Origin of the sequence: Paracidovorax oryzae ATCC 19882 (genome assembly GCF_000687165.1) — a bacterium.
Classification (GTDB): domain Bacteria; phylum Pseudomonadota; class Gammaproteobacteria; order Burkholderiales; family Burkholderiaceae_C; genus Paracidovorax; species Paracidovorax oryzae.
This window is the reverse complement of record NZ_JMKU01000008.1, coordinates 84634-107833: the sequence shown is the minus strand read 5'-3', so window position 1 is coordinate 107833 and position 23200 is coordinate 84634. Positions and strand designations below refer to the sequence as shown.

Here is a 23200-nt window from a genome sequence, read left to right as displayed (position 1 = left end):
GAATGTGGTGTAATCCGCGGCCATGCCCGCACGAGGTCCACGTCCTGCCGAGGTCCCGCCTCCGGCATCGTCTCCAGCCCCGACGGGAGAGGAGCCGGCCTCCCCGCGGGCGCGCCTGCTGTCCGCCGCACTGCGTCTGTTTTCCGAGCAGGGCTACACCAAGACCTCGGTCCGGGCCATTGCCGCGGCGGCGCAGGCCAACGTGGCGGCTGTCAGCTACTACTTCGGAGACAAGGCATCGCTCTACAGCGCCGTCTTCACCGAGCCCACGTGGGACCATGAGTCGCTGCGCTCCGCCTTCGCCCAGCCCGGCATCACGATGGAAGAGGCGCTGCGCCGCTACTTCCACGCGGCGCTCGCACCCCTCCGCCATGGCGAACTGGCCCGCCAGAGCGTGCGGCTGCACATCCGGGAAATGCTCGAGCCCACGGGCCAGTGGGAACGCGCGCTGGACAAGGACGTGCGCCAGCCCCATGACGCGCTCGTGCGCCTGCTGTGCCGCCACATGGGGGTCGCCACGGCGGATCTCGCCATCCACCGGCTGGCGCTGACCCTCTCCAGCATGGCGTTCCAGTTGTGGGGCCATCGCGACGACATCGAGGCCATCGAGCCCGAACTGCTGGCCACGGCCGAGGCCGTGAAGCTCTGGGCCGACCGCATGGTGGACTATGCGCTGGCCATGATCGCGGCCGAGACATCCTGGCGGCATGCCACGCACGCCGCAGCCCGGGGGCCTGCCCGCGCCCCCGCCCCACCTGCAACGGCCCGCCGCAAGACGCCGAAATCATGACGCTGACCCTCCTTCCCGGCCCACGCCGCCTTCTCTGCGCCATCGCACTGCTGGCCCTGTCCGGCTGTGCGGTGACATCGCCCGCGCCGCGCACCGAAGCGGCCATGCCCGCCGGCTGGCAGGCCCCGCTGCCGCACCAGGGCCGCGTCGAAGACCTTGCCCGCTGGTGGGACCGCCTGGGCGACCCGCTGCTCACCGAGCTGATCGGCCGGGCGCAGGATGTGTCCCCGGACATCGCCCAGGCACGCTCGCGCGTGGAGCAGGCACGTGCCACCCAGGTGGCTGCACGCGCCGCGCTGCTGCCGACGCTCGATGCCCAGGGCAATGCCAGCCGGGGCACCAGCCAGCAGGCCGCCGGCCTCGCCACGACCGTTCAGGGCACCGTGCAGGCGGGCTGGGAGGTGGATCTTTTCGGGGGCAATGCTGCGGCCGAGGAAGCCGCACGCCAGCGTTTCGCGGGCGCGCAGGCCCAGTGGCACGAGGCCCGCGTCTCGGTCGCAGCCGAGGTGGCAACGCAATACGATGCATGGCGCCAGTGCCTGCGGCTGGCCGAAGTGGCGCAGTCCGATGCCCGCTCCCGCACGGAAAGCGCGCGCCTGACCGAAGCCAGCGAGCGAGCGGGCTTCACCGCGCCCGCCACGCTGGCGCTCGCGCAAGCCAGCGGCGCCGAAGGCCGCGTGCGCGCCGAACAGCAGCGCATGGCCTGCGACATCGACCTGAAGGGACTGGTGGCGCTCACCGGCATCCCGGAAGCGGAGCTGCGCGCCCGGGCGGCAGCGTCCCCGGCGCCACAGGCCCTCCCGGATGCGCTCTTCGCCATCGATGCCCTGCCGGCCCGCCTCCTGGCCCAGCGGCCCGACGTGTATGCCGCCGAGCGCGAGGTGGCCGCGGCCAGTGCCGATGTCGGCAATGCGCGCGCCCAGCGCTTCCCGCGCCTCACGCTGGCCGGATCGATCGGCCGGGCATGGGGCAGCACGGGTGGCACCAGCGTCGCCACCAACACCTGGTCGATCGGCCCCGTGGGCATCAGCCTGCCGCTCTTCGATGCAGGGCGGCGAGCCGCCCAGGTCGATGCCGCCGAGGCACGCTACGAGGAAGCCGCTCAGCTCTACCGCGCCAACGTGCGCCGTGCGGTCGGCGAGGTGGAGCAGGCGCTGGTGCGGCTCGCGAGCACGGCCGCGCGCAGCGCCGACGCCGAGCGCGCCGCGCAAGGCTACCGGGCCTCTTTCGTCGCCACCGAAGCGCGCTGGCGCGGCGGGCTCGCAAGCCTGCTGGAACTGGAGGAGACGCGCCGCACCGCGCTCAACTCCGAAACCGCGCTCATCACACTGCGGCAGGAGCGCATGGCGGCGTGGATCGGCCTCTACCGCGCCGCGGGAGGCGGCTGGGAGCCACCGGCCCCGCACCGACCAGCGCCTCCGGCGCCCTGATCCGAACCGTTTCAACGACCGCAAATCCCGGACCTCTTCCATGCTGCGCCTGCGTTCACGCCCTTCACTGCTCCTGGCCCTGTCGGCCGCCTGCCTCGCCGCCGTCGCCGGCGGCGCCCTCGTGCTGGCCACGCCCGGCGCCTCCCACGCCGAAGCCGCCAAGGGCAAGGATGCCGCCGCGCCGGCGCCCCGCCCCGCACTCACGGTGACCACCACCACGCCGCGCCGCGAATCCATCGCGGCCCGGCTGCCGGCCAACGGCAACGTCGCCGCCTGGCAGGAGGCGAGCATCGGTACCGAAAGCAACGGCCTGCGGCTGACCGAAGTGCGCGTGAACGTGGGCGACACGGTGCGCGCGGGGCAGGTCCTCGCCGTCTTCTCCTCCGACACGGTGCAGGCCGAACTGGCCCAGAGCCGCGCCAGCCTGCTGGAAGCCCGCGCGAGCGCCGCCGAGGCCGCCGCCAACGCCGAGCGCGCCCGCACGCTGCAGGCCTCGGGAGCCCTGAGCCAGCAGCAGATCCAGCAGTACACCACCGCGAGCGAGACCGCTGCAGCCCGGGTCGAAGCCGCCCAGGCGGCACTGTCCGCGCAGCAGCTGCGCCTGAAGCACGCGCAAGTGCTCGCGCCCGACAGCGGCGTCATTTCCGCGCGCACCGCCACCGTGGGCGCAGTGGTGGGCGCGGGCACCGAGCTGTTCCGCATGGTGCGCAAGGGCCGGCTCGAATGGCGCGCCGAGGTCACTTCCAGCGAGCTGCCGCGCGTGCGGCCGGGCATCCGCGCACGGATCACCGCCGCGAGCGGCGCCGAAGTGGAAGGCACCGTGCGCGTGGTGGCCCCCACGGTGGACCCGCAAACGCGCAACGCCCTCGTCTATGTCGATCTGCCTGCCCACCCCGACATCCGGGCCGGCATGTTCGCGCGCGGCGATTTCCTGCTCGCGCAGCGCGAGACCCTCACCGTCCCGCAATCGGCAGTAGTCGTGCGCGACGGCTTCAGTGCCGTGTTCGAGGTCGGCGACGGCGGCCGCGTGGCGATGCGCCAGGTGAAGACCGGCCAGCGCAACGGCGACCGGGTGGAGATCCTCTCGGGACTGCAGGAACGCGCCACCCTCGTGGAACGCGGCGGCGCGTTCCTCAACGATGGCGATACCGTGCGCGTCGAGGCATCCGGCGCACCCGCGCCAGCCGCCCCGCCGGCCGCCCCGCCGGCCGCGAAAACCGCCAGCGCCGCGCGGTAGAGCAGAGAAGCAACAAGAGCCAACCCCGCCCATGCCGCATCCGCATTCCCGCCAGAGCCCCGAGAGCCCGCAGCCATGAACCTTTCCGCCTGGTCCATCCGCAACCCCATCCCGGCCGCGATGCTGTTCGTGCTGCTCACCTTCGCGGGGCTGCTGTCGTTCCGCGCGATGAAGGTGCAGAACTTCCCGGACATGGACCTGCCGGTCGTGATGGTCACCGCCGCCCTGCCCGGCGCCGCGCCGGGGCAGCTCGAGACCGACGTGGCGCGCAAGATCGAGAACGCCATCGCCACCACGCAGGGCCTCAAGCACATCACCACCACCCTGGTGGACGGCACGGCCACGATCGCGGCCGAGTACCGGCTGGAAAAGCCCGTGCAGGAGGCCGTGGACGACGTGCGCTCGGCCGTCTCCCGCGTGCGCGCGGACATGCCTGCCGACCTGCGCGACCCCATCGTCACCAAGCTCGAACTTTCCTCGCAGCCCATCCTCGCCTTCGCCATCGCTTCCGACCGCATGGACGACCAGGCGCTGTCCTGGTTCGTCGATGACACCCTCACGCGCCGCCTGCTGGCCGTGCCCGGCGTGGGGGCTGTCAGCCGCGTGGGCGGGGTGCAGCGCGAGGTGCGCGTGGCCATCGACCCGCTGCGCCTGCAGGCCCTGGGCGCCACCGCTGCCGACGTCTCGCGCCAGCTGCGCCTGGTGCAGACCGAAAGCGCGGGCGGGCGCACCGACCTCGGCGGCGCCGAGCAGCCGGTGCGTACCATCGCCACCGTCCGCACCGCACAGGAGGTCGCCGCGCTCGACATTCCGCTGTCTGCCGGCGGACATGTGCGCCTGGACCGCATCGCCACCGTCACCGACACGGTGGCCGAGCCGCGCACCGCCGCACTGCTGGACGGCAAGCCGGTGATCGGCTTCGAAGTCTCGCGCAGCCGCGGCGCCAGCGAGGTGGAAGTGGGCGCGGGCGTGCAGCGCGCCCTCGACCAGCTGGTGGCGGAACGCCCGGACCTGCACCTCACCCGCACGGTGGACTTCGTGGAAATCGCCAGCGGCGAATACGACAGCTCCATGCGCCTGCTGTACGAGGGCGCCATCCTGGCCGTCATCGTGGTGTGGCTCTTCCTGCGCAACTGGCGCGCCACGATCGTCTCGGCGGTGGCGCTGCCGCTGTCCGTGCTGCCGGCCTTCATCGGCATGTACCTGCTCGGCTTCTCGATCAACATCATCACGCTGCTGGCCCTCTCGCTCGTGGTGGGCATCCTCGTGGACGACGCCATCGTCGAGGTCGAGAACATCGTGCGCCACCTGCGCATGGGCAAGACGCCCTACCAAGCCGCCATGGAAGCGGCCGACGAGATCGGCCTGGCGGTGATCGCCACCACCTTCACCCTGATCGCGGTGTTCCTGCCCACGGCCTTCATGAGCGGCATTCCCGGGCGCTTCTTCAAGCAGTTCGGCTGGACCGCGGCGCTCGCCGTGTTCGCCTCGCTGGTCGTGGCGCGGCTGCTCACGCCGATGATGGCGGCCTACATCCTCAAGCCCCTCTCCGGCGAGGAAAATGAGCCCCGCTGGCTCTCCGCCTACATGCGCGCCTCCGCCTGGGCGCTGCGCCACCGCGTGCTGACGCTGCTCGGCGCACTGCTGTTCTTCGCGGGTTCGATCGCGCTCATCCCGCTGCTGCCGTCGGGCTTCATTCCGCCGGACGACAACGCCCAGACCCAGGTGAACCTGGAGCTGCCGCCCGGCACCCGCATCGCAGAAACCCGCGCCGCGGTGGCCCAGGCGACGGAGCGCGTGATGAAGGTGGGCCACGTGCGCAGCATCTACACCGCCATCGGCGGCGGCTCCGCGGGCGCCGACCCCATGGCGGGCGGATCGAGCGCCGGTGACCCGCGCAAGGCCACGCTCACGCTGCGCTTCGTGGCCCGGGGCGAGCGTCCGCTCAAGCAGGCCATCGAGCAGGAACTGCGCGCGGCCATGGCGGACCTGCCCGGCGTGCGCGTGAAGATCGGCCTCGGCGGCTCCAACGACAAGTACGTGCTCGCCCTTGCCAGCGAGGATCCGCAGGCCCTGGCCGATACCGCACGCGCGGTGGAGCGCGATTTGCGCACCATCCCCGGCATCGGCAACATCGGCTCCAGCGCCAGCCTCGTGCGGCCGGAAATCGTGGTGCGCCCGGACTTCGCCCGCGCCGCGGACCTGGGCGTCACCAGCAGCGCCATCGCTGAAACACTGCGGGTGGCCACCGTGGGCGACTACGACCAGAACCTGCCCAAGCTCAACCTGCCCCAGCGGCAGGTGCCCATCGTCGTGCGCCTGGATGACGCGGCCCGCGAAGACCTCTCGGTGCTGGAGCGCCTGGCGGTGCCGGGGTCGCGCGGGCCGGTGCGACTGGGCGAGGTCGCCCGCCTCGAGGTCGGCAGCGGCCCCGCCGTCATCAACCGCTACGACCGGGCCCGCAACGTCAACTTCGAGATCGAGCTCGGCACCCAGGGCCTGGGCGAGGTCACCGAAGCCGTGCGGCAGCTGCCCTCCGTGCGCCAGAAGCCGGCCAGCGTGCGCCTGATCGACGTGGGCGACGCCGAGATGATGGGCGAGCTGTTCGCCAGCTTCGGCCTGGCCATGCTCACCGGCGTGGTCTGCATCTACCTCGTGCTGGTGCTGCTCTTCAAGGACTTCCTGCAGCCGGTCACCATCCTCATGGCGCTGCCGCTGTCGCTCGGCGGCGCCTTCGTGGGCCTGCTGATCGCCGGCAAGAGCTTTTCCATGCCGTCGCTCATCGGGCTCATCATGCTCATGGGCATCGCCACGAAGAACTCCATCCTGCTGGTGGAGTACGCCATCGTCGCGCGGCGCGACCAGGGCATGGGCCGCTGGGACGCCCTGCTGGACGCCTGCCACAAGCGGGCCCGTCCCATCATCATGACCACGCTCGCCATGGGCGCGGGCATGCTGCCCATCGCCATGGCCTGGGGCGATGCGGACATGAGCTTCCGCTCGCCCATGGCCGTGGCCGTGATCGGCGGACTGCTCACCTCCACCGTGCTCAGCCTGCTGGTCGTGCCGGCCGTGTTCACCTACGTGGACGACTTCGCGCAATGGTTCGGCCGCCGCGTCCTGCGCCGCGCGCCGCCGTCGGGACCGCCGGCCTGACCCGCCTCCGGGAATCGGAGGCCGGGAGCCGGGCTCCAACGCCCGAATAGAGGCAAAACCCTGCCCTTCGGGCGGGCTTAGCCCCCCGCGGCGCCGCCGATAATGGGCGACCCGCCATGAACCTCGTTGCGCTGAACATCGACACGATCCCCCTCGGGCACCCGCTGCCCTTCGTGCTCCGGGGTGCCAGCGGGGTGCTGCTCGCGCAGCGGGGCTATGTGATCCGCAACCGCGAGGAGCTGGACCTGATGGTGGCGCGCGGCCTGAGCCTGTGCGTGGACACCGACGAATCGGGCGACAGCCACCGTGCCTACCTCGCCCAGCTGCAGAAGATGCTGCTCACGGACACCTCCCTGGGCCAGATCGCAGCGATGAAGATCTCCGCGGGCGCCTCGGCCTCGCGGGAGAAGGCGAACGCGGGCAACGGTCCGCCGGACTGGCCCGAACTGCAACTGCGCGCCACCCAGCTGCTGCGGGCACCTCCGCCGGCAGCGGAATTCAGCGAACGCTTCGAGGCGCTGCACGGCGAACTCGCCCGCCACTGCGCGGCCACGCCCGACGCGACCCTGCTCGCGCTCGTCTATCTGTCGGGCCAGGAAACGCAGCAGTACAGCGGCACGCATGCCCTGCTGGTGGCCAGCGTGTGCATGATCGTGGCCGCCGAGCACCTGCGCTGGCCGGTGCCCAAGGTCCTGCAGCTGGGGCGCGCAGCGCTGTCGATGAACATCGCCATGACCACGCTGCAGGACCAGCTCGCCGTCCAGACCCAGCCGCTGACCGCCTTGCAACTGGCCGACATCGAAACCCATGCCGCACGCTCCGAGGCGCTGCTCCGGCAGCTCGGCGTGGACGACCCGGTCTGGCTGGAAGCCGTGCGCACCCACCACCACCGCGCCCCCGGGCCCCTTGCGGGCAAGAGCGAGGCCCAGCAGATGGCCCGCCTCATCCAGCGGGCCGACATCTTCGGTGCCCGCCTGGCACCGCGCGCCTCGCGGGCGCCCATGCCCGTCACCGCCGCCATGCAGGCCACCTATTACGACGAGGCCCACCAGGTCGATGAAGCAGGTTCGGCCCTCGTCAAAGCCCTGGGCGTGTATCCGCCCGGCGCCTTCGTGCGCCTGGCCAGCCAGGAAGTCGCCGTGGTGCTGCGCCGCGGCGCCAGCGCCACCACGCCGCGCGTGGCCGTCGTGCTCAACCGCAGCGGCATGCCGACGGGCGAGCCCATTCCGCGGGACACGGCCCAGCCGGCCTGGAAGATCACGGGCGCCGTGGCGCTGCGCGACGTGCGGGTGCAGCTACCCCTCGCGCGACTGCTGGCGCTGGTGTGAGCGCGGCCTGCGCTTGCCACGCGCACGGCTTTTGTACTACCGTCGAGGACGGCCGTGCCACGGCCTCTCGCCCCCCTGCCGACTCCGGGAGAACCGCCATGTCCCGCCTCACCGCCCCGCTGATCCTCGCACTCGCGGCCTGGGCCGCAGCCTTGCCGGTAGCCGCGCAAACCCCGCCGGCCGTGCCGGCAGGGCCCGCCCCATCGGCCGCGGCCTGTCCTGCCGCCCTGCGCCACACCATGCCGCGCCTGCAGGACGAAGCGCCCCAGGACCTGTGCCAGTACAAGGGCCAGGTGCTGCTCGTAGTCAACACCGCCAGTTACTGTGGATTCACCGGCCAGTACGAGGGCCTGGAGGCGCTGCATGCCCGTTACAAGACGCAAGGTTTCGCAGTGCTGGGTTTTCCGTCGAACGATTTCGCACAAGAAACCGGCAGCAATGCGCAAATTGCCGACTTCTGCAGCAACACCTTCGGGGTGCGCTTTCCCATGTTCGCCAAGAGCAGCGTCAAGGGGGGCAGCGCATCGCCGTTCTACCGCGAACTCGCGGCCCAGGCAGGCGAGGTGCCACGATGGAACTTCCACAAGTACCTGCTCGACCGGAACGGCAAGGTGGTGGCGAGCTTCGGCAGTTCCGTGGCCCCGGACGACCCGAAGATCGTCCGGGCGATCGAGCAGCAACTGAAACTGCATCGTTAATTTGCGACGTTTTCCGGTGTCATATTCCGATCTGCGGAAATCTTACATTTTTTGATGATTTTGGAGCCTTGAATGCTGGAACTTTGCCGGTTTGGCACTAATCTATCGGCCGTGGACAAGTTAACTACGCTCGTCCCGCATGTTGAGTTTTCCAGTTTCTCGTTGCGAAGCCTTTCGGACCTGTCCGACTGAAATCCTGAAGCGCTTCTCCTCCCTCCCTCTCTAATTCGTTTCGGGACGCTTCGCAACTTTTTTTATTCCGGCCGCAAAAAAGCGCGCAACCGCAAGGTGCGCGCTTTTGGCTTTCTGGGGCCTCTATGCAGGCTCCTGGCAGCCCGGCAGAGGGCTCAGCGGGGCTGCGTATCAGCGAAGCTGGGCCGCTGCATCAGCTTGTCGAGCAAGCGCCCCAGGTTGGGATGCTCCGTCCGCCAGGCAATCCCGGGGAACCGGAACTCGATCCAGCCCAGGGCGCATCCCACCGCCACGTCGGACAGGCTCAGGTGGATGCCGCTGCAATACGGCTTCTCGCCCAGCCCCTGCGACATCGCCTTGAGGCCGGCATGCACCTTGCCGAGCTGGCGGTCGATCCAGGCCTGGCTGCGCTCCCCGTCCTGGCGATCCTTCCACGTGGCCTCCAGCCGGGCCAGCACGCCGGCATCCATCACGCCGTCGGCCAGGGCTTCCCAGGTCTTGACCTCCGCGCGTTCGCGGCCCTGGGTAGGAATGAGCCGGCCCACGGGCGACAGGGTGTCCAGGTATTCGACGATGACACGCGAATCGAACACCGCCTCGCCCCCTTCCATGACGAGGCAGGGCACCTTGCCGAGGGGGTTGGACGTGGCGATCGTGGTGTCGTCGGCCCAGACGTTTTCCTCGATGAAGCGGTAGTCCAGCTTCTTCTCGGCCATCACGATGCGCACCTTGCGCACATAGGGACTGGCAGAGGATCCGATGAGTTTCATGGTGTGTTTCCGGGCGCGGGCAGGGCAAGAGAGAACGAACGGGCGGCCGCCGATTCTAGGGGGCCGGCCGCACTCGCGCTGCATCGGGCGGGACGCCAGTGCGGCGCCTGCGCCACGGTCGGCACCTACAATCCCGCCCCATGAGCCTGTCCACCATCAACGCCCTCTCTCCGCTCGACGGCCGCTACGCCGCCAAACTGTCCGCCCTGCGCCCCATCATGAGCGAGCACGGCTACATGCACCGCCGCGTGCAGGTGGAAGTCGCATGGTTCATCGCGCTGTCGGACGCCGGCTTCGAGCAGTTCAAGCCCCTGACCACCGGCGCACGCGCCTACCTGCTGAGCCTGGTGAAGAATTTCTCCGAGGCCGACTCGCAGGCCATCAAGGACATCGAGAAGACCACCAACCACGACGTCAAGGCGGTCGAATACTGGATCAAGTCCAAATTCGAGGCCCGCCCCGAACTGGAGAAGGCCGCCGAGTTCGTGCACTTCGCCTGCACCAGCGAAGACATCAACAACACCAGCCACGCGCTGCAGCTGCGCTCCGGGCGCGACCAGGTCATCCTGCCCGGCCTGGACCGCGTCGTCCTGAAACTGCGCGAGATGGCGCACGCCTACGCCGAAGTCCCCATGCTGAGCCGCACCCACGGCCAGACCGCCAGCCCCACCACCGTGGGCAAGGAACTGGCCAACGTGGTCGTGCGCCTGCAGGCTGCCTGCGACCGCATCGCCAGCGTGAAGATGCTGGGCAAGATGAACGGTGCCGTGGGCAACTACAACGCCCACCTCTCGGCTTGGCCCGACTTCGACTGGGAGGCCTTCAGCAAGAAGGTCGTCGAAACCCCCGAGCCGCTGGGCCTGGGCCTCACCTTCCAGCCCTATTCCATCCAGATCGAGCCGCACGACTACATGGCCGAGCTGTTCGACGCCATCGCCCGCGCCAACACCATCCTGGTCGATCTGTCGCGCGACATCTGGGGCTACGTGAGCCTGGGCTACTTCAAGCAGCGCCTGAAGGCCGGCGAGATCGGCTCCAGCACCATGCCGCACAAGGTCAACCCCATCGACTTCGAGAACGCCGAAGGCAACCTGGGCCTGGCCAACGCACTGCTGCGCCACCTGTCCGAGAAGCTGCCCGTCAGCCGCTGGCAGCGCGACCTCACCGACAGCACCGTGCTGCGCAACATCGGCGTGGCCATGGGCTATGCCGCACTCGCCTACACCTCGCTCATGACCGGCCTGAACAAGCTGGAACTGAACGAGGAAGCCCTGGCCGCCGACCTGGACGCCAGCTGGGAAGTCCTGGCCGAGCCCATCCAGACCGTCATGCGCCGCTACGGCGTGCAGGGCGCCTACGAGAAGCTCAAGGAAGTCACGCGCGGCAAGACCGTGACGGCCGAGGCGCTGCACGCGCTGATCGCCGGCCTGGAGATCCCCCAGGCCGACAAGGACCGCCTGCTGGCCATGACGCCGGGCAGCTACGTCGGCAAGGCCGCCGAACTCGCCCGCCGCGTCTGAGCATGGCCATCAAGTCCACCATCTTCAAGGCGAACCTCGCGATCGCCGACATCGACCACGGCTACTACGCCGACCACGCCCTGACCCTGGCGCGCCACCCCAGCGAGACCGACGAGCGCATGATGGTCCGGCTGGCGGCGCTGGCGCTCAACGCCTGGCAGCTGCAGGCCATGTGCCAGGGCGACGGCACGCTGGCCTTCGGCGCCGGCCTCTCGGATCCGGACGACCCGGACGTGTCCATCACCGATTTCACGGGCCGCAAGCGCCTGTGGATCGAGGTCGGCCAGCCCGAGGACAAGCCGCTGGCCAAGGCCTCCTCCAAGGCGGATGCGGTGCTGGTGTATTGCTTCCACCACGCGGCCGAGGTCTGGTGGAAGGGCATCGAGGGCAAGCTCACGCGGCAGGACAAGCTGCAGGTCTGGCGCCTGCCGGCCGAGGCATCGCAACAGCTGGCGTCCCTGGCCGAGCGCAGCATGCAGTTGCAGGCCACGGTGCAGGAAGGCGGCCTCACGCTGAGCAGCGGCCTGGGCAGCGTCCACCTGGAGCCCATCCGCTGGAAGTGAGAGCGCGCCCTGGCGGCGCCAGTGGCGCCGTGGGGCTCAGCGCCAGCCTGCCGCGGGCATGAACGCCCCGCAGTTCCAGCACTGCTCGAAACCGCCTTCGATCCATTCGCCGCACCCGGGACAATGCCAGCGCCGCTGGGGCAGGTCCGCCAGTGCCTGCAGCAGGCGCCGGGCCTGCGGAGCATGCTCTTCGTGCTCCAGCCAGATTTCCGGCAAGCACTGGTCCGGCGGCAGCTGCCCCGCCGCCGCCAGCAGGTGCTGGCGCTGCACCGTGGCGGGCATGCCGCCCTCGCTCAGCAGATCGGCCCAGATCGTGGCGATCGCGATGTTCGGGGCCTGGGTCAAGCGCAGCATGCGGCCAGCTTAGGGGGTTCCATGGCGCCTGTCACGCGCCACCGCCCCAGGCTGCAGGCCCGGACGCACAGCATGCGGTGCCGGCGATCCCTCTGCCGCCCGCTCCGCATAGCGGTTGAACCGCCAGGCCGTGTTCTCGATGGTGATGCGCCGCCACACGGCGCGCTTTTCGGCCGGCCCCATCGCCAGCCAGTGCTGCACCTCAGCGAAGCTGCGGCCGCATCCCTTGCAATGGTCGTCGCCCTGGCTGGTCGAGCAGATGGCGATGCAGGGCGTGTCGGGCGTCGTCTCGTACCACGCCAGCCAGGCCGCCATGGCTTCGGCGGGCAACGCGGACTCCTCCACCTCGTCCACGTGCGCATAGACCATGCGCGCATACACCTCCGCGAGCGCCTGGAGCGCGGGCGCCAGCGCCAGCCCCGCGCCCGCCGGCGCACGGGCGCGCCAATGGTTGATCGCGGATTCGATATCGGTGATGTGCAGGGCGGCCATGGACACGCGGGAAAAACACGCGGGAAAAAGGCGGCCGATCTTACCCGCGGCGCCCCCGGGCCGCGCCGGTGGAGTGCCATGGGCCCGCGGACTCTCCGGGTTCACCCCGAAACTCATCAAAACATAGCAACCAAATCAATACCGGCGGTCTCTTGCAGCGACTTTCACTCGAACCATGCAGCCGCCAAACCGCGAATCCTCCTTGCCGCGCCGCGCGGGGCTGTGTTCCAATGCAGGCTTCGAGGGGGAGTAGCTCCCGGTCCCGGCGCGAAGGCATGGCCCGAGCCGCCGGCACTGTCGGTCATGTCGTCAATACGAAGCCGCGAGGCTTCCGGCATTTCCGGGTCCTGGCGGAGCCGCACGGCACGCCGGCCGAGCAAGACCTTTGAAAGGCCCGTCCACGGGCCGTTCAAGGCCATGCACTCCCTGGCATGGGCGCCCAGCGCGGCGCACATGCCCTCCAGCTTCCTTGACGGCCCCCGAGCGGGCCTGAACGTCTGTGGAATCGCCGGCCCCGCACCACGGTGCCGCGCGGCCTATCGCCAAACGACAACGAGGAAACTATGGAATTTCTGACATCGCCCGAGTTCTGGGTCGCGCTGGGGCAGATCATCATCATCGACATCCTGCTGGGTGGCGACAACGCGGTGGTGATCGCCCTGGCCTGCCGCAAGCTGCCGCCCGCGCAGCGCACCAAGGGCATCATCTGGGGCACCGCCGGTGCCATCGTGCTGCGCGTCATCCTCATCGCCTTCGCGATGACCCTGTTGAACCTGCCGTTCCTGAAGTTCGTCGGCGCCATCCTGCTGGTGTGGATCGGCATCAAGCTCCTGGCCCCCGACGAGGAAGGCCACGGCGACGTGGCCGGCAGCGACAAGCTCTTCGCCGCCATCAAGACTATCATCGTCGCCGACCTGGTGATGAGCGTGGACAACGTGATCGCCATCGCCGGCGCCGCCCAGAACGCGGGTGACCACTCCATGCTGCTGGTGGTGCTCGGCCTGCTGATCTCGATCCCCATCATCGTCTGGGGCAGCCAGCTGGTCATCAAGCTCATGGAGCGCTTCCCGTTCATCATCGTGGCCGGCGGCATGCTGCTGGGCTGGATCGCCGGGGGCATGCTGGTCACCGACCCGGCCCTGGCCAATCCCGACCGCTGGCAGTGGATGCTCAAGCTGCCGCAAAGTGATGTCGTGAAGTATGGTGCGAGCGTGGCGGGTGCGCTGCTCGTGCTGATCGTGGGCAAGGCGGTGGCCTCGCGCCGCACGGCGGCCGTCTCCCACGGCTGATACCCTTGGGGCCCGGTGAACTCCGGGCCCGCCAAGCGACTCGACCCTTTTAGTCACCAACGCCCACCACCCCACAGGAGAGCCCTCATGGACAAAGTCATCGTGTACGTGGACGACGCAGCCTACGCGCAGCAGATCCTCGCCCCCCTGGCCGCCCGCGCCCATGCCCCCGGCACCCACTGGGTGGTCGTGGCCTGCGCCCCGCGCATGACCCACCGCATCAGCAAGTGGGTCAGCCACAGCGCCCGCGAGAACTGGCGCGCCAAGTGGGCCGACAAGCTGTTCGCCCAGGTCCTGCCCTGGCTGCAGGCCGGCGGCGCCACCATCACCACCGTGCTGGCCAAGGGGCCGCTGCCGGAACTCGCGACCGAACTGCAGGCCGAGCACGGCAGTGCACAGATCGTCGATGCCCGCCGCCCCAAGCAGGAGGCCCCCGCACCCCAGCCCGCCGCCCTGCCAGCCGCACCGCCCCTGGTGGTGCGCAAGCCCATTCCCCGGCGCTGGTCCCTCCCGGGCACGCTGGCCAGCCTGGGAGCGCTCTTCCTGCTGTTCGCCGAGCAGCCTTGAGCTTGGCGGGCGCCCGGCGCCCGCCCCTCCCATCGACACACGGCAGCACCCGGGACAGCACCCCGGTGCTATCCTCCTGCGCCATGAAACTCCTCCTGAAATGGCTGCTCAGCGCCGCCGCGCTGCTGTGCGTGACCTACCTGTACGGCGGTGTCGAGGTGCGCAGCTTCGGCTCCGCGATGGTCGCGGCCTTCGTCATCGGGCTGTTCAACGTGGTGCTGCGGCCCGTGCTCGTGGTGCTCACCCTGCCGGTGACCATCGTCACGCTGGGCCTCTTCCTCTTCGTCATCAACGCGCTGATGTTCTGGGCGGCAGCGTCCGTGCTGGGCGACAGCTTCCAGGTGCACGGTTTCGGCGCGGCGCTCATCGGCTCGCTCATCTACACCGTGCTGGGCATGCTCATCGAATCAGCGCTCGGCGGCCTGTTCCTTAAGAAGTGATTCGGTCGCGCGCAGGCGCGTCTCGATGATCGAGGCCTCGATGTACTCCGCGGCATCCCCGCCGCGGCTTCCGGTCTTGCGCGCCATGTCCTGGCCGGCCTTGAAGCGGTCCACCGCCGCCGCATAGTCGTACCGCGCCACGTGCGCCTCCGCCTCCGCCCGCACCGCCCGCAGCGGCTGGCCCTGCTGCTGCCACACCGCGGCGAGCAAGTACCACACCGACGCATCGCGCGGATGGTTCGTCACCCAGGTCTGCAGCGTGCCGGTCATCGGCGCCGCACGGGTCTGCCGCAGCAGCGCCTGCGTGCGCAGGATCATCTCCGGGCGCCCCACCCCGCCGGACGCCGAAGCGGACGCCCCCTGGCCCGGGCTGGTCACGGATTCCAGTGTCAGCGCAGCACCGCTCCCGGACGCCGTTGCACCTGCCTGCGGGCCCGCGGCCGGGATGAGGGCCAGTTGCTCCAGCGCCGCGTCCGCCTGCCCTCCGGCCAGTTCGATTTCCGCGCCCAGCAGATGGGCCTGGCGCGTGCCCGCGGCATCGCCCCGCGCGGCCTCCAGCAGCGATCGCTGCGCGGCCCGCGCCGCCGCCATGTCCTGCAGCTGCAGCGCACTGAGCGAAGCCGCATACCAGGCGCCCACCCGCCGCGGCAATGGCTGCGCGCCGAAGCCGCCTGCCTGCGGCTCGTTCACCCACTGCCGCCAGACATCGATGCCGGGCCGGGACAGCACCCGCGCCCGGGCGGCCATCATGGCGTGCTCCAGGGTCGGGCCGGGCGCGGGCGACTGGGCCACGGCCGGGGGAATGCGCGCATGCAGGTCCGCGATCCGCTGCGTGGTGAGCGGGTGGCTGCGCAGGTAGGGCCAGCTGCCGTTGTCGTTGATGCGATTGGCCTGCTGCAGCTTGTCGAACATCGACACGAAACCCTGCGGCGCGAAGCCGGCCGGTGCCATCAGGCCATAGCCGACGCGGTCGGCCTCCCGCTCCATGTCGCGCGAGAAATTGAGCTGGGTCTGCGCGGCCAGCGCCTGCCCGCCGACCAGCATGGCCTGCCCCGCGCTCGGGTTCTTCGTGGCGGCCAGCATGCCCAGCACCATCGCCCCCAGCATCAGCGGCCCCTGCCGGCTCTGCTGCGTGATCAGCCGCGAGATGTGCCGCTGCGTGACATGGCTCAGCTCGTGCGCCATCACCGAGGCCAGTTCATCGCGCGTGGACACCACGCCGATCAGGCCCAGGTGCATCCCGAAATAGCCCCCCGGCAGGGCAAAGGCATTCACCGTCCGGTCCCGCCCCAGCAGGATCTCCCAGGCGAAGCGCTCGTCCAGCTCGGGCGGCAGTTCGCCCCGCTCCCGCGCCGCCTTCACCAACGGCAGGAAAATGCCCAGCACGTACTCGTTGAGCACCGCATCGTCGATGTAATCCGGATCGCGGTAGAGCTCGCGGATGATGCGGTCGCCCAGGCGCCGTTCCTGGCTGGTCGTCATGTCGGAGCCGTCGCCCAGCGTGGGCAGGGGGCCCTGGGCCCAGCCGGGCAGGGGCAGGAGGCACTGCGTTGCGGCGATGGCCCAGGCCACCGCCGAGCGGCGCAGGACAGCAGCCGCCGGAAAACCTTGCGATGCGGGTGTGGAACCCATGGGAGCAACCCTCCTCGTGACAACCCCCTGGCGGGGCCTTTTGGATGCGCGCATGGACCGTATGATGCCCCGGCGCGCCGATGGTGCCACCCCGTTACCTATTCCCGCAAAGGGCCTCTTCCCATGACCTCCCGTTCGCCCCACCTCACCCATTTCGACGCCGGCGGCCAGGCCCACATGGTGGACGTGGGCGACAAGCCCAATACCCGGCGCATTGCCGTGGCAAGCGGGCACATCACCATGCAACCCGCCACCCTGGCGCTCATCGCCTCGGGCACCGCCGGCAAAGGGGACGTGCTGGGCATCGCCCGCATCGCCGGCATCCAGGCCGCGAAGAAGACCAGCGACCTGATTCCGCTGTGCCACCCGCTCGCGCTCACGCGGGTGGCTGTGGATTTTCAACTCGATGCCGACGCCTCATGCGTGCGCTGCACCGCGACCGTGGAAACCGTCGGACCCACCGGGGTGGAAATGGAAGCCCTGACGGCCGTGCAGGTGGCGTTGCTCACGATCTACGACATGTGCAAGGCTGTGGATCGAGGGATGGTGATGCAGGATGTGCGGGTGATGGAAAAGCACGGGGGGAAGAGCGGGAGTTTCGTGGCAGATAGGATCGACTAATGCAGAGCAAAAGCGCGCTGGCCCATATGCGAAATATGCACTCAATTCGCTTGAAAAGAGTCGACGGGTGCAAAACCCATCGGCTCTCCGCTTGAACCGTCCAGCAACACGGTCCAGCTTCGTTCCCGGCCCTGTAGAGGCAAATACTTCACCTTATCTGCAGGCAACCCCGTCGCTGCCAGCGCATCGGAAAGTTGCTGCACGCCACCCTTGCGTGCCATGAGGTCTTTCAAAGGGAGGGCTGCCTTGAGAATTTCTGTACGGGCAGATCCGTATGGTTGCCACAGGTTGGGCTGAGCAGCTTGAGGTTGTCCGGCCATGGCGCGAACCACCGAATCGTATTCCTCAGCGGGATTCTTGAAAGTTCGCAAGGAAATCACTCGAGGGCCGTCCGAAGGAAGTTTTCTGAAGCTTTCGGGCGCACTTTGCAGGTCTGACTCCTTGACGTCGGCAGCAGTGACCACCGCCATTCGGCTGTACTCGAAAACCAGGTAAACCGGCCGTGCCGTGTACATGGTCCAGACTCCGAAAGAGAGTGCGGCAGCCTGCAGCAGTGCAATAACAGAAATATCGACGGATAGCTCTCGTCGCGATTTTTTTTCATTGAAAACTAAAAACGTCAGGCAAGGACCAGCCACAAAGTCCACAAGCATCAGCACCAGGAATATTTGTCCGCCACCAAGAATATCGATGTATGGGCGCGGATACCACACCCCCACAAGCAACCATGCGAAAATCACTACGACCAGACTGCACGCCAAGTGAATTCCAAAGGCCCTGAAACGAGAATGAGCTGCTTTCATGATCTGCCCCCGCAGGCTCAAGTCTTTTCCTCGTGGTATTCATCATCGACATTAATCGCCCATATTTTTTCCTTCTCCACCACCCCTGCAACGATCTGCCGAGCCGCTTCCTTGGCCGTCAACATGGAATGATCTTGATTATTGTATCGGTGCATTCCATTTCTGCCGACAAGGAACATATTCTCGATTCCGTCCAATGACTCCCTCAGGCTATCGAACTGCTTGTAAGCTTCTCCAAAATATCCGGGATACGCCTTCGGCACCCGCAGCACAACGGCATCCAGAGCTGAATCCGAATTCACGAGAGCGATTTTCTTGATCTCCATTTGAGCCAGTTGCTTGAGTTCAGCATCGGGCTTCTTCCAGATATCGTCTTCTTCCTTGCAGAAGAACTCAAGCCCGAGCCAGACTGTTTCCGGGTCACTTACCATATAAGGACTCCAGTTGTTGAAGATCTGCACTCTCCCCACGTTCACTCCCGGTTCTTGGATATATATCCAATTGTCCCGCAGCTCCTCCCTCAAATCCTTCCGATGATACAAGAGTCCCACAGTGAAGAAATCCCTATATTGAAGCTTTTCCGCAATTCCCCGTTCCTTGCCGCCCCATCTGTCTCCGGAAGCGGCAACCAATTCCTTGATCGGCATCGTGGAAATGACATGAGTGCACTCATGAATTTCCTCGTGACCTTCGGAATCCCTCACGGTCACGGATGCAACACGTGCATCTTCGATCTTCACCCCAACGACCTTCACCTTCATCCGCAATACGCCTCCATCGCTTTCAAAGCGCTTGGCGACGGTCTCCCACATCTGCCCAGGACCGTATTTAGGATAGATAAAGCTCTCGATCAGTGAGGTTTGCTCCGCATTGCCCTGTTTCACTCCCAGAGATTTTTTCAATGCATGCACTACGGCTTTCACGATCGAAAGGCTCTTGATGCGTTGAGCACCCCAATCGGCACTGATCTCGCTGCATGGCACCCCCCAAACCTTTTCGGTGTACTCCTTGAAGAACTGGTGATAAAGCGGCCTTCCGAAGCGATTGATCAGAAAGTCTTCCAACGATCTCTCAGGGGTCACAGGCCGCACCCTGGCACCGATATAGCCGACTCCAAATGTGGCCACTTTGGCGATACCCAGCTTTCTGAGACTGCCTGCATTTATTTTCAGTGGATAATCAAAGAACTGTTTATTGAAATATATTCTTGACAATCGCTCCCGCACCAGCATCACAGAGTCTTTGTCATTTACTTCACCAGCCATCGAGGCAGGCGCCCTCATTTCTTGCCCCTGGTATTTGAAGAGACGCCCTTCACTCTCGGCGCCATGGGAATCGACAGGCAGGTACTGTTGCCACCAGCTCATTACCCATTCAGATTTCGAGAAAAAACGGTGCCCTCCAATGTCGATTCGATTCCCATTATGGTTTGCAGTGCGGGAAATTCCGCCAACGCAATCGTCGGCCTCGAAAATGGTTATGTCCCGCTCACCTGCCTCCTGCAGTTCACGCGCAGCCGTCAAACCCGCAGGCCCTGCACCGATGATGATGATCTTTTTTTTCATTTCAGGAGAACAATGCAAGTTTTCTTATAAGGAAATTGGACACGAACGTTGCGCCAGCAGCGATTACCTTCACCACTTCCATGTTGCCGGCCAAGATTGCGACACCAACATAAAGAACCATCTGGGTGACAGCAAGACCTAACACCCCTATCAGCATGAACAGGCCGAACTCCAGCATTCCCCGCTCTTTCAGCCTTCGTTCGGCAAAGACGAACCTGATGCTCAACCAGTAGTTGACGAAGGCTCCGCCGACAAAGGCAGGGACGGCAGCCCATGTCACGAAAAGCCCGAAAACACGGACCATAATTTCCAGCAAGCAGAAATCAACGAGCAGCGCGACAACGGCAACCAGGAAATATGCCAAGAATTGTTGCACCTGCTTGTCACGGAACCTTTCCAGGTGCCCCCAAGAACTCAAGACTCTCAGCATCAGATGTCCTTGCAAGAATACAAATAATAGTGCCGCCCGTACTCTATCTGTTTTCCAAATTTTTCCGGGCCGTCGGACAGAAAAATTTTTCCGAGAGGCGCAACAGAAAGGCGTTGCGGCAACACAAGGTAGTTCAGACTCGCATGACTGTCATGGCAAGGCCCCTTTAATGAATCGATATCGATCTGACAACTGTCATGCTTATTATTAAGTCTGTCCATCAGCTGGCAGAACTCTGCCTGGAAGAGAAAGGGCTCCAACAGCAAGGCCCTACGCTGAGCCTCGATGGCAGTCCCTCGATTGAAAAGCAGGCCCGCCTGCTGCAGATCGCTCCAATAGCTGGATCTTTTCAATAGCATCCAGGGTGAAAGCAGATCTCCGTACCAAAATACCGAGGCTCCGGCTTCAATGGGATAACCGAAAACACTATCTGTGGGTGGACTGCTTTCAATCAACCGCATCCGCTCCGTTCGCCTATCCCAATAGGCCGCGCTCAATACAAAGCCGACAGCCAAGCCACACAGCAGATATACCCTGACACGCTCATAATTTCTCCAACACCATATTCCGAGCAGAACAATAGGCGTCAGCACAATAGGATGTGAGACGCCCAGCAGAAGGTTTGCCCATTGAGCGCCCGACCAGCCGTAATCGCTCACCTTGAGCAAATACCAGAGATAGCGCAGATAGGTGCCAAACAAAGCCACGGTAATTCCGGCATAAAGCAGGCGCACATAATTTAAGCCTATACTTCCCTTTATATTATCCCAGAAAAAATATAGAGGCATCAGAAAAATAGCCGCGTACACAGAAGCAAATGCTCCATAGGGCGCCGCAGCAAGCATGACAGCTGCGAAAAGAACAAGTTTTGCATGAAGGCGCCTCGTGTAAAGTCCATATACGACGGTTGGTGCAAAAATCATCGCCGACCAATGCAGAATCCAGTGGATTCTCCATAACTGGACTCCAGCCGCCCACACGAACTGGCAAATATCAACAAAGAGGATGCTGACCGCGAAGCAAGCCAGCGACACATATAGAAGTACCTTGACATAGCGCTTGGCTTTTCCATTGAGCCAAGGCATAGCTGCAAGCAAAATGAAACAATCGATAATGAGCCAGAGCCAGGATTGCAAGGGCCATTCCAGCATGTATACATGCTTATTGGGCTCAGAAATAGCATCAAGCCATTCCTGATCATAACGTATGAACAGATTATTGGCAGGAGGGATATTCAGTGCACTCAGAATCAGAAGAGCTAGCGCAGCCAGGAGGGGCAGCAAGAACCATTTCCTATTTTCAGACGCTTGCCATGCCCACCAGACGATCATTCCAGGAAGCACCTGCAGTGGATGAATTAACGCGGCGCATGCCAGCATCATCAAGGCCAGCCATGGCTTTTTCGAAAGCAGCAGAGCCAGTGCCAAGATTACCAGAGGCTCGGAAAAGCTTCGCCCGGTGAGATAGGGTTCCTGAAAACGGAACACCCCAAAACCGCCGTATCCGGACGGCCAAATCAAAACACAGGCGATGGAAAAAACCACCAGTCTCTTTGGGACTGCGATATTGGAAAAGAGAGCATTGGCGAGCAAAAAGAGTCCAAATGCGAGCAACAGCCCTGCCATGGACACAGCACCAGGTTGAAAATTTTCCAACAGCTTGGCGAGCATCTGCGGAAAAATCGTGTACTGAGACTGCGACCCATGAGCAAAGAAAAGATCGCGATCCAGTTCCGAAGGAATCAATATCCTGATAGATTGGCCAAAGTACAGGATCGAATCGTGCCGCACTCCGTCATAGGGGCGCAGAAATAACGTCAGAAATAAGAACAAAAAAGCCGCTGCAATGATGCCGGTGCATCGGCGATTTTCTTTGTTGAAGATTTCCACCACACCCTCTCAGAAGAACAAAAAAAGAGGGAGCGTAGCTCCCTCTTTTCCAATTCAGCTATTCACTGAATCATGCGGCCTTGCAAGATCCAGGCAGATACTTGAGAGGCATAGGGTTCGTCGTAGCGGGACCGCAACGCCATTCCGTGATGGTTTTCCCACCGTCGTTAGCACTGTCCAGGGCTGCAGCAGCCGAACCAACCCCAATATAGGGCTTCAAAATAATGCTGTTGGCGTTGGACTTCACATCACCCTTGAGAGTGCCTTCATTACCAACCACGGTAATAATACCACTCGAATCAACAGTGCCAGAGGCAACGAACTTGGTAGGCGTGATGCTGCAACCGTTGTTCAGTGCCGAAGACACATTGGAGCCAGGCGCGTTCTGCACCGTATCCGTCACCGTCGTACGGCAGCTAGAGGCGGCCAGGATGACTTCGGACACGCGGGCACGAACGGTGTAGTCCTGATAAGCCGGCAGGGCCACGGCAGCCAAAATACCAATGATCGCCACCACGATCATCAGTTCGATCAAGGTGAAACCTTGCTGAACAGTACGCTTCATAAATCTCTCCCGGAGGAACAGTTGCAATGTCAACCTGCCGAAGGATTTCGCAGGCTGGCTCCTTCAAAGCAGGTTGCATGCCAACAGGGCTTGGCCCTTCGCCCTTCCGGCAATGTCTTCGCCTGTGCCCAAGGTGACAATTTCGTCACCCATCTCTGTCAGCAACCGTTGCAGGCACTACGAGACGTACTCGCCGCCCACCCCATCACCGCTGCCGGAACTCCATCTCCGTCCCCGCCAGCCCCAGGCGATCGCCGTCCTTGAGCAGCACCGGCTCGGCAGTGATCGGCTGGCCGTTGAGGCGCGGAGGCTCGGCGCCTTCCACATGGGCCAGGACGAAGCCGTGGTGGCGCTTGGTGATGGAGGCCACGGCCACGCCGGGCTTGCCGATGGTGGTGACGACCTTGACCAGGTCCACCTCGCGGCCGGTGGCGGCGCCGGACATGACGCGGATGGCGGCATTGAGCGGCACGCTGGCCGGGGGCGGCAGCGGGGCGGGGCGCGATGCGGCCACGCGCGGGGGCAGCATGCCGGGGGTGAAGACCATGGTCTTTTCGTAGTTCTCGCCGGCGCCGTCGCCCAGGAAGCGGATCTTGTACTTGCCCACTTCGACCAGGTCGCCGTTGCGCAGCGGCTGGCGCTTGACGGGCTGGCCGTTCACATAGGTGCCGTTGGTGCTGCCGATGTCTTCGATCTCCACCGCGTCGCCGGCCATGTGGAGCACGGCATGCTCGCCGCTGACGGCCAGGTTGTCGATGACGATGTCGTTGTAGGGGCGGCGCCCCAGCGTCGTACGCTCCTTGGTGAGCGCCACTTCCTTGATGACCACTCCGTCGATCGACACGATCATTTTGGGCATGAACCGTTCC

The 23200-nt window shown here is 65.5% G+C and carries 22 protein-coding genes; 12 read left to right on the top strand and 10 right to left on the bottom strand.

Annotated features, from left to right (window positions below; genetic code table 11):
• Positions 1–22: 22 nt before the first annotated feature.
• The 6 genes from T336_RS0107960 (at position 23) to T336_RS0107935 (ending at position 8639) form a co-directional block, all read left to right on the top strand.
• A complete protein-coding gene (locus tag T336_RS0107960) occupies positions 23–790 on the top strand; it encodes a CerR family C-terminal domain-containing protein (RefSeq protein WP_026432141.1) in 768 nt (255 codons plus the stop codon).
• Positions 787–2220: an efflux transporter outer membrane subunit gene (locus T336_RS0107955; RefSeq protein ID WP_026432140.1), complete on the top strand. Its 1434-nt coding sequence runs from the start codon at positions 787–789 to the stop codon at positions 2218–2220. Before T336_RS0107960 ends, T336_RS0107955 begins: the two co-directional genes overlap by 4 nt.
• Positions 2221–2260: 40 nt before the next feature.
• Entirely contained in the window at positions 2261–3457 is a 1197-nt protein-coding gene (locus tag T336_RS0107950; protein ID WP_026432139.1) for an efflux RND transporter periplasmic adaptor subunit, read from the top strand.
• Between the two features lie 75 nt (positions 3458–3532).
• The gene (locus T336_RS0107945) at positions 3533–6613 is read left to right on the top strand and encodes an efflux RND transporter permease subunit (protein WP_026432138.1); all 3081 of its coding nucleotides are present in this window, start codon (positions 3533–3535) and stop codon (positions 6611–6613) included.
• 116 nt (positions 6614–6729) lie between these two features.
• Positions 6730–7941, top strand: a complete 1212-nt coding sequence (locus tag T336_RS0107940) for an HD-GYP domain-containing protein (RefSeq protein ID WP_019703448.1) — start codon at positions 6730–6732, stop codon at positions 7939–7941.
• 98 nt (positions 7942–8039) lie between these two features.
• On the top strand, positions 8040–8639 hold the full coding sequence (locus T336_RS0107935) for a glutathione peroxidase (RefSeq protein WP_026432137.1): 600 nt from the start codon (positions 8040–8042) through the stop codon (positions 8637–8639).
• 347 nt (positions 8640–8986) lie between these two features.
• Here T336_RS0107935 and T336_RS0107930 read toward each other — a convergent pair whose 3' ends face one another.
• Positions 8987–9601: a glutathione S-transferase family protein gene (locus tag T336_RS0107930; RefSeq protein ID WP_026432136.1), complete on the bottom strand. Its 615-nt coding sequence runs from the start codon at positions 9599–9601 to the stop codon at positions 8987–8989.
• A gap of 140 nt (positions 9602–9741) precedes the next feature.
• Between T336_RS0107930 and purB the strand changes: the two genes are divergently transcribed.
• Positions 9742–11121 carry an adenylosuccinate lyase gene (purB, locus tag T336_RS0107925; protein ID WP_026432135.1) on the top strand — a complete coding sequence of 460 codons (1380 nt, stop codon included), beginning with the start codon at positions 9742–9744 and terminating at the stop codon, positions 11119–11121.
• Between the two features lie 2 nt (positions 11122–11123).
• Positions 11124–11684 carry a YaeQ family protein gene (locus T336_RS0107920; protein WP_026432134.1) on the top strand — a complete coding sequence of 187 codons (561 nt, stop codon included), beginning with the start codon at positions 11124–11126 and terminating at the stop codon, positions 11682–11684.
• A 36-nt stretch (positions 11685–11720) separates the two neighbouring features.
• On the opposite strand, the gene T336_RS0107915 is transcribed toward T336_RS0107920, so the two are convergent.
• On the bottom strand, positions 11721–12038 hold the full coding sequence (locus T336_RS0107915; protein ID WP_026432133.1) for a hypothetical protein: 318 nt from the start codon (positions 12036–12038) through the stop codon (positions 11721–11723).
• Between the two features lie 9 nt (positions 12039–12047).
• Positions 12048–12530, bottom strand: a complete 483-nt coding sequence (locus T336_RS24900; protein ID WP_035225467.1) for a DUF3717 domain-containing protein — start codon at positions 12528–12530, stop codon at positions 12048–12050.
• Positions 12531–13093: 563 nt separating this feature from the next.
• Here T336_RS24900 and T336_RS0107905 point away from each other — a divergent pair.
• From T336_RS0107905 to T336_RS0107895, 3 genes are all read left to right on the top strand, one after another.
• Complete coding sequence (locus T336_RS0107905) at positions 13094–13819, top strand: TerC family protein (RefSeq protein ID WP_013596952.1); 726 nt, start codon at positions 13094–13096, stop codon at positions 13817–13819.
• 87 nt (positions 13820–13906) lie between these two features.
• Complete coding sequence (locus tag T336_RS0107900) at positions 13907–14386, top strand: hypothetical protein (RefSeq protein ID WP_026432132.1); 480 nt, start codon at positions 13907–13909, stop codon at positions 14384–14386.
• An 83-nt stretch (positions 14387–14469) separates the two neighbouring features.
• Positions 14470–14826, top strand: a complete 357-nt coding sequence (locus tag T336_RS0107895) for a phage holin family protein (protein ID WP_013596954.1) — start codon at positions 14470–14472, stop codon at positions 14824–14826.
• Here T336_RS0107895 and T336_RS0107890 read toward each other — a convergent pair.
• Entirely contained in the window at positions 14794–16458 is a 1665-nt protein-coding gene (locus tag T336_RS0107890; protein ID WP_026432131.1) for a M48 family metalloprotease, read from the bottom strand. The genes T336_RS0107895 and T336_RS0107890 overlap by 33 nt on opposite strands.
• 123 nt (positions 16459–16581) lie before the next feature.
• Between T336_RS0107890 and moaC the strand changes: the two genes are divergently transcribed.
• Entirely contained in the window at positions 16582–17079 is a 498-nt protein-coding gene (moaC, locus tag T336_RS0107885; protein ID WP_026432130.1) for a cyclic pyranopterin monophosphate synthase MoaC, read from the top strand.
• A gap of 41 nt (positions 17080–17120) precedes the next feature.
• Here the strand turns inward: moaC and tfpZ are convergent, their stop codons facing one another.
• From tfpZ to T336_RS0107865, 6 genes are all read right to left on the bottom strand, one after another.
• Positions 17121–17903, bottom strand: a complete 783-nt coding sequence (tfpZ, locus tag T336_RS26565) for a TfpX/TfpZ family type IV pilin accessory protein (protein ID WP_244883897.1) — start codon at positions 17901–17903, stop codon at positions 17121–17123.
• Complete coding sequence (locus T336_RS0107880) at positions 17900–19447, bottom strand: NAD(P)/FAD-dependent oxidoreductase (protein ID WP_026432129.1); 1548 nt, start codon at positions 19445–19447, stop codon at positions 17900–17902. The genes tfpZ and T336_RS0107880 overlap by 4 nt, the downstream gene beginning before the upstream one ends.
• Position 19448: 1 nt before the next feature.
• Complete coding sequence (locus T336_RS0107875; RefSeq protein WP_026432128.1) at positions 19449–19877, bottom strand: GtrA family protein; 429 nt, start codon at positions 19875–19877, stop codon at positions 19449–19451.
• Positions 19877–21766: a hypothetical protein gene (locus T336_RS26560; protein WP_156957815.1), complete on the bottom strand. Its 1890-nt coding sequence runs from the start codon at positions 21764–21766 to the stop codon at positions 19877–19879. Before T336_RS26560 ends, T336_RS0107875 begins: the two co-directional genes overlap by 1 nt.
• 70 nt (positions 21767–21836) lie before the next feature.
• A complete protein-coding gene (locus T336_RS26010; protein WP_026432127.1) occupies positions 21837–22331 on the bottom strand; it encodes a pilin in 495 nt (164 codons plus the stop codon).
• A gap of 205 nt (positions 22332–22536) precedes the next feature.
• Positions 22537–23190: an FHA domain-containing protein gene (locus T336_RS0107865; protein WP_026432126.1), complete on the bottom strand. Its 654-nt coding sequence runs from the start codon at positions 23188–23190 to the stop codon at positions 22537–22539.
• Positions 23191–23200 lie beyond the last annotated feature (10 nt).